Source organism: Massilia phyllostachyos (assembly GCF_021044825.1).
In the GTDB taxonomy this organism is placed as follows: domain Bacteria; phylum Pseudomonadota; class Gammaproteobacteria; order Burkholderiales; family Burkholderiaceae_D; genus Telluria; species Telluria phyllostachyos.
Genome location: NZ_JAJNOC010000014.1, coordinates 34,694 through 41,210, shown reverse-complemented (window position 1 = coordinate 41,210; position 6,517 = coordinate 34,694). Strand labels below are relative to the sequence as shown.

The 6,517-nt window shown below is 65.9% G+C and carries 7 protein-coding genes; 4 read left to right on the top strand and 3 right to left on the bottom strand.

Translation table 11 applies throughout. The annotated features are described in order from the left end of the window. Positions 1 to 211: 211 nt before the first annotated feature. Entirely contained in the window at positions 212 to 988 is a 777-nt protein-coding gene (locus LQ564_RS24935; protein WP_231060823.1) for an SDR family oxidoreductase, read from the bottom strand. A gap of 153 nt (positions 989 to 1,141) precedes the next feature. On the opposite strand from LQ564_RS24935, the gene LQ564_RS24930 reads away from it, so the two are divergent. The 4 genes from LQ564_RS24930 to LQ564_RS24915 all read left to right on the top strand — a co-directional run bounded on the left by LQ564_RS24930 (position 1,142) and on the right by LQ564_RS24915 (position 4,791). After that, entirely contained in the window at positions 1,142 to 2,818 is a 1,677-nt protein-coding gene (locus LQ564_RS24930) for an electron transfer flavoprotein-ubiquinone oxidoreductase (protein ID WP_231060822.1), read from the top strand. 8 nt (positions 2,819 to 2,826) lie between these two features. Then, a complete protein-coding gene (locus LQ564_RS24925; RefSeq protein ID WP_231060821.1) occupies positions 2,827 to 3,768 on the top strand; it encodes an alpha/beta hydrolase in 942 nt (313 codons plus the stop codon). 121 nt (positions 3,769 to 3,889) lie between these two features. Beyond that, positions 3,890 to 4,216 carry a hypothetical protein gene (locus LQ564_RS24920; RefSeq protein WP_231060820.1) on the top strand — a complete coding sequence of 109 codons (327 nt, stop codon included), beginning with the start codon at positions 3,890 to 3,892 and terminating at the stop codon, positions 4,214 to 4,216. Positions 4,217 to 4,407: 191 nt separating this feature from the next. Further along, positions 4,408 to 4,791 (top strand): hypothetical protein, encoded by a 384-nt coding sequence (locus LQ564_RS24915; RefSeq protein WP_231060819.1) that lies wholly within the window; start codon positions 4,408 to 4,410, stop codon positions 4,789 to 4,791. A gap of 69 nt (positions 4,792 to 4,860) precedes the next feature. Here LQ564_RS24915 and LQ564_RS24910 read toward each other — a convergent pair whose 3' ends face one another. Beyond that, positions 4,861 to 5,484, bottom strand: a complete 624-nt coding sequence (locus LQ564_RS24910) for an amino acid ABC transporter permease (RefSeq protein ID WP_231060825.1) — start codon at positions 5,482 to 5,484, stop codon at positions 4,861 to 4,863. Between the two features lie 61 nt (positions 5,485 to 5,545). Then, the gene (locus tag LQ564_RS24905) at positions 5,546 to 6,355 is read right to left on the bottom strand and encodes a transporter substrate-binding domain-containing protein (protein WP_231060818.1); all 810 of its coding nucleotides are present in this window, start codon (positions 6,353 to 6,355) and stop codon (positions 5,546 to 5,548) included. Positions 6,356 to 6,517: the final 162 nt, after the last annotated feature.

Here is a 6,517-nt window from a genome sequence, read left to right as displayed (position 1 = left end):
AGGGTAATGATCTCGGCGCCGTGCGAACGACCCATCGCCGTGCAACCGATACGCATCTACCCAGCGTCGAATCGTGAACGCAGGGATGCCGACCTCCGCGGACAGCCGGTGATATCCAATCTGTCCAAAGTCGTAGGCGCCAGTGGCGCGTACGACGGTTTTACTGCCAACGAATCTGGAGACGAACGTCTGGGCGCGCAGATGAAGATAACTACTGCGCCGTCATCCCATCATCCGCCGTGATGATCGCCCCATTGATGAAATGCGCCTCCTCCGCCGCCAGCAGCAGCAGGAGCCCGTCCAGGTCCTCCGGCTTGCCCGGGCGTTTGCGCGGCAGCATGTCGATCAGCTTGCGTCCCTGTTCGGTGTCGAAGTAATCCTCGTTCATCTCGGTGGCGATGTAGCCCGGGCAGATGGCGTTGACGTTGATGCCGTACTTGCCCCACTCGACCGCCATCGCCTTGGTCATCTGCACCACGCCGGCCTTGCTCATGCAGTAGACGCCGATCTGCGGCAGCACGCGCAGGCCGGCGACCGAAGCGATGTTGACGATGCGGTGCTGCTTGCGCGGGTCGCCCTTGGCGCGCTGGATCATGCGCTTGGCGGTCTGCTGCGCCACGAAGAATGCGCCGCGCAGGTTGGTGTCCATGATGTAGTTGTAGTCGTCCTCGGTGACGTCCAGCAGGCGCTGGGTGCTCGACACGCCCGAGTTGTTGACCAGGATGTCGATCGGCCCGGCCTCGGTCTCGGCGTGCGCGATCGCCGCCTTGATCGAGCCGAGATCCGTCACGTCCAGGCGCACCACGTGGGCGGCGCCGCCGTCGGCCTCGATCTCGGCGCGCAGTTCCTTCAGGCGCTCGACCCGGCGCGAGGCCAGCACCACCTGGGCGCCGGCGCCGGCCAGCGCCTTGGCGAAGCGCGCCCCGAGGCCGCTCGAGGCGCCGGTGACCATCGCGATCTTTCCTTCGTAATTGACTTCGATACCCACGCTCGGCCCTCCTTCACAGAAGGCACCATCTTACACAAATCATCAGTATTAGATTGCCCCATCTAATAATGTCCGTAAAATGGCGCGCAAAGTTGCAAACGTCGATAAAAACCCGCACACTCGTGCTTAAATTTTTTAACACCCATAAAAGACATGACTGAGCCAACCAATCTCCTCGAACAATACGGACCGCGCGAAGCGATGGAATACGACGTGGTCGTCGTCGGCGGCGGCCCCGCGGGCCTGTCGGCCGCGATCCGCCTGAAGCAGCTGGCGGCCGAAAAAGGACAAGAGGTCTCGGTCTGCGTGCTGGAAAAAGGCGGCGAACTCGGCGCCCACATCCTGTCGGGCGCGGTGATGGACCCGATCGCCCTGAACGAGCTGATCCCCGACTGGAAGGAAAAAGGCGCGCCGCTGAACACCCCGGTGACCGAGGACCAGGTGCTGTTCCTGACCGAGACCAAGGCGATCGCGACGCCGCACTTCATGATCCCGAAGATGCTGACCAACCACGGCAATTACGTGATCTCGCTGGCCAATGTGGTGCGCTGGCTCGGCCAGCAGGCGGAAAGCCTGGGCGTCGAGATCTTCCCGGGCTTCCCGGCCGCCGAGATCCTGTACAACGAGGACGGTTCCGTGAAGGGTGTCGCCACCGGCAATATGGGCGTCAAGCGCGACGGCGAACCGGGCCCGGACTTCCAGCTCGGCATGGAGCTGCACGCCAAATACACCTTCTTCGCCGAGGGTTCGCGCGGCCACCTGGGCCGCCAGCTGATGGCCAAATATGACCTGAACAAGGGCAAGGATCCGCAGACCTACGGCATCGGCATCAAGGAGCTGTGGGAGATCGATCCAAGCAAGCACAAGCCGGGCCTGGTAGTGCACACCGCCGGCTGGCCGCTGGACAACGACACCTACGGCGGCTCCTTCCTCTACCACCTGGAAAATAACCAGGTCGTGGTCGGCTTCGTGGTGGGCCTGGCCTACCAGAACCCCTATCTGTCGCCGTACGAGGAATTCCAGCGCTATAAAACCCACCCGGCGATCCGCCACTACTTCGAGGGCGCCAAGCGCATCTCGTATGGCGCGCGTGCGATCACGGCAGGTGGCCTGCAATCCTTGCCGAAGACGGTGTTCCCGGGCGGTTGCCTGGTGGGCTGCGACGCGGGCTTCCTGAACACCAGCCGCATCAAGGGCAGCCACGGCGCCATCAAGACCGGCATGCTGGCCGCGGAAGCGGCGTTCGCGGCGCTGGGTGAAGGGCGCCAGCACGACGAACTGGTGTCCTACCCGGCCGCCTTCGAGCAATCGTGGCTGAAGGAAGAGCTGCACGTGGCGCGTAACTTCAAGCCGTGGATGAGCAAGGGCCTGTACATCGGCACCATCATGACCGGCATCGACCAGATGATTTTCCGTGGCAAGGCGCCCTGGACCCTGCACCACAAGCACGCCGACCACGAATGTCTGAAGCCGGCCTCGCAGTTCAAGCCGATCGTGTATCCGAAGCCGGACGGCAAGCTGACCTTCGATCGCCTGTCCTCGGTGTTCATCTCGAACACCAACCACAGCGAAGACCAGCCGGTGCACCTGACCCTGAAAAATCCGGCGGTGCCGGTGGAAGTCAACCTGGCCACCTACGCGGGCCCGGAACAGCGCTACTGTCCGGCCGGCGTCTACGAGTACGTGAAGACCGACGAAGGCAAGGACCGCCTGCAGATCAACGCCCAGAACTGCGTGCACTGCAAGACCTGCGACATCAAGGACCCGACCCAGAACATCGTCTGGGTGACGCCGGAAGGCGGCGGCGGTCCGAACTACCCGAACATGTAAGGGTGGCGATGCGCGCATACTTTCTGCTGGCGGTGCTGGGCGCCGCCCAGCCGGCATTCGGCGCCGAAGCCCCGCTCGACCCGGCGCGCGCGCTGGTGCGCAAGCAGGGCTTCGCGATCCAGAAGGACATCACCTACCTGACCGCGAGCGGCAAGGACATCAAGCTCGACGTCTACCGTCCGCCCGGACGCGAGGCGCAGGCGCTGCCGGTGGTGCTGTACATCCACGGCGGCGGCTGGGTCGCGGGGTCGCGCGAGCGCGCCTCGCTGTCCGCGCTGACCTTCCTGCACATGGGCTTCGCGGTGGTGAACGTCAGCTACCGCCTGGCGAATACGGCGCTTGCGCCGGCCGCGGTCGAGGATACGCTGTGCGCGCTGCAGTGGATCGGCCTGAACGCGAAGAAGTACGGACTGGACGCGAGCAAGGTCGTGACCTCGGGCGATTCGGCCGGCGGCCACCTGGCCCTGGCGACCGCGATGATCCCTTCGGATTCGCCCTTCACCAACCAGTGCGCGGCCAACGAGCCGGCCTGGAGCGGCCCGTACGCCAACGCCGCGCCGAAGGTGGGCGCGGTGGTCAACTTCTACGGCATCACCGACGTCGCCGAGATGCTGCAAGGCCCGACCATCCGCTCCTACGCGGTGGCCTGGTTCGGCAGCATGCCGGGCCGCGAAGCGCTGGCGCGCCAGCTTTCGCCCTTGAGCCATGTGCGCCCCGGTGGGCCGCCGGTGTTCACCGTCCACGGCGACGCCGATCCGCTGGTGCCCCACAGCCAGGCGCTGCGCCTGAAGGCGGCGCTGGATGCGGCCGGCGTGAAGAACGTGCTGCACACCATCCCGGGCGGCGGCCACGGCGGCTTCAGCCAGGAGCAGACCCTGGCGTCGCACCGCGCGATCCACGCCTTCCTCGGCAGTCTCGGCCTCGCGCCGGCCCCTGCTTCGAAGCCGTGAGGCGGGAGTTTTACTGCTGACTTTGTACGCACCGTCCTACGGCGGTGCGTCCAACACTCCGATTGATCCCCTGCGCCAGGGCACTATCATGGACCCATCGACACTCTCACAGGAGTACGGCATGGGTGAAAACAAAGGACATGGCATCAAAGGACCGCGTCACGACGACGACGTGGAAGACCTGAACATCAATGCATCCGGCGGCGGCCAGCAGCAGCAACAACAGGGCGGCCTGCAATCGGACCAGCAGCAAGGCAGTCGTCAGTCGGGCCAGGGCCAGCAGCAAGGCAACCAGCAGTCGGGCGGGCAGCGGCAAGGCGGCCAGCATGCGTCCGGCGGCACGCCTCTACTTGACGACCTGGGAAGCCGCCAGGGCGAATCCGCCCAGGACGCTTCGCAGGCCTGGAGCAACGACAACAGCATCGACAAGCAACGCGGCAATCGCTGACGTCTCGCATCGACCTGGAAAAAACCCGCACCGTGACCGGTCTGCAAGACCGTCACGGTGTTTTTACGTGCGCGCCAAGATGTTGCAGGGTATGTGCGCATGGTCCTACTTGCAGGACGCGCCGAGTCCGATTCCGTGCGCCGGCAGCAGGTTTATCATGGTGACTCATACATTCAAGTCAGGAGACGAACATGAATGCGAACCAAGGCAAAGACATGAAGGGCACCCGTCCGGACCAGAACGTGGCCGATCCGAGCAAGGACCTGACCGCAAGCGCGGGCCAGCAGCAAGGCAGCCAGCAGTCGGGCCGACAACAGGGAAGCCAACAGTCGGGCCAGCAGCAGCGCAGCCAGCAACAAGGCAACCTGCAGTCCGGCCAGCAGCAAGGCGGACAGCAATCGGGCCAGCAGCAAGGCAGCCAGCAATCGGGCCTGCAGGGCGACCGCCAGGGCGGCCAGCATGCGTCGGGCGGCACGCCGGCGCTCGACGACCCGGATCAGCGCCAGGGCGAATCGGCCCGCGACGCGTCCCAGGCCTTCAACCAGCAGCAGGACAAGGGCGACCGTAACCGCTAGCCCCCGCGCACCTGCCATGCCGCACCGCGCAGGCCTTCGGGCCTGCCCGGTGCGTTCGTACGTCGGCCGTCAGCGTCCCACGTGGCCGCGGTTCAGGCGCCGCTCGGCGCGCCGCTGCAAGGCTTCGAAGAACAGGCTCAGGGCCCAGTAGATGCAGGCCGCGGCGATGTACAGCGGCAGCGGCTGGAAGGTGGTGGCGATCACCTCCTTCGTCGCCAGCATCAGTTCGGTCAGGGCGATCACCGAGACCAGCGACGTATCCTTGATCAGGCTGATCAGGGTATTGCTCATCGACGGCACCGCGATGCGCAGCGCCTGCGGCATCACGATATGGTGCAGGGTCTGCCAGTAGCCCAGGCCCAGGCTGAAGCTGGCGCGCCACTGCCCGTCGCTGACCGCGCGGATCGCGCCGCGCAGGCTCTCGGACAGGTAGGCGCCGGAATTCAGCGACAGCGCCAGCACGCCCGCCGTGACCGGCGTGAACTCGACACCCACACTCGGCAGGCCGTAGTAGATCACGAAGATCTGCACCAGCAGCGGCGTGCCGCGCATCGCGCTCACGTACAGGCCCGCGGGCCAGCGCACGATGGCCCAGGGCGCGATGCGCATCAGCGCCACCGGCACGCCGATCGCCAGCCCACCGATCATCGCGGCGACCGCGAACAGCAGCGTGTAGCCGGCGCCGGTCAGCATCACCGGCGCGGCCTCCCGCAGCAGCGCGATCAGGTCGGCCACGGTTGCGTGTGGGCGATGATCAAGGCGCGCGGCTGGCGTCGACGCCGAACCACTTGATCGACAGCGCTTTCAGGGTGCCGTCGTTGGCGGCGTCCTGCAGGATCTTGTCGAGCGCCGCCTTGAACTGCGGGCTGCCCTTGCGGAAGGGGATGCCCATGCGCTCGACCGCGCCGACGCGCGCGCCGGGCTTGATCGGCAGCTGCGAATTCTTCAGGAGGTAGGCCACCATCAGGCCATCGTTCAGGGCCGCGTCGATGCGGCCGAAAGCGAGATCCTGCAGGTTTTCCGGCGCCGCCGGATAGCTCTTGACCTCGATCCCCGGCACCGCCTTGGCCTGCTGCTCGAACACGCTGCCCTGCCCCACGCCGACGCGCTTGCCCTTCAGGTCCGCCAGGCTGGCGTAGCTGGCGCGCTCGTTCTTGCGCACGATAAGCTGGGGCTGCGAATAGGTATAGGGGCGCGAGAAATCGAAGGCCTGCGCGCGCCTGGGCGTGATGCCGACCTGGCTGACGATGATGTCGTACTTGCCGCTTGCCAGACCCGCGAGGATGGCGGCCCATTCGGTGGCCACGAACTCCGGACGCATTCCGAGCTTGGTCGCGACGAGCTTCGCGACGTCGACGTCGTAGCCGGTCAGTTGGCCGGTCTTCGGGTCCTTGTAGTTGAAGGGCGGGTAGGTGCCCTCCATCGCGATGCGCAGCACGCCGCGCTTCTTCGCTTCCTGCAGCAGGTCGGCGGCCTGCGCCGGCAGCTGCACGGCCAGCGCGGCAAGCGCAATGCCCGCGCCAAGGACGGCGCGGCGCGCCAGGGTGGTCGGATGCTTGGCCATCGATCCTCGCTGAGTAGCTGGGTGAATGGTCTTTATAACCGAAAACGCAGGCCTGCGGCTAGGGGGTCGATTGTCAAAGGGTGGTCGGCTCCACCCTTCGGCGCGCAAGGCTCGCGGCGTCGACGCCGACCGCGCGTTCGACTCCCCTCCGAACAGGGACGC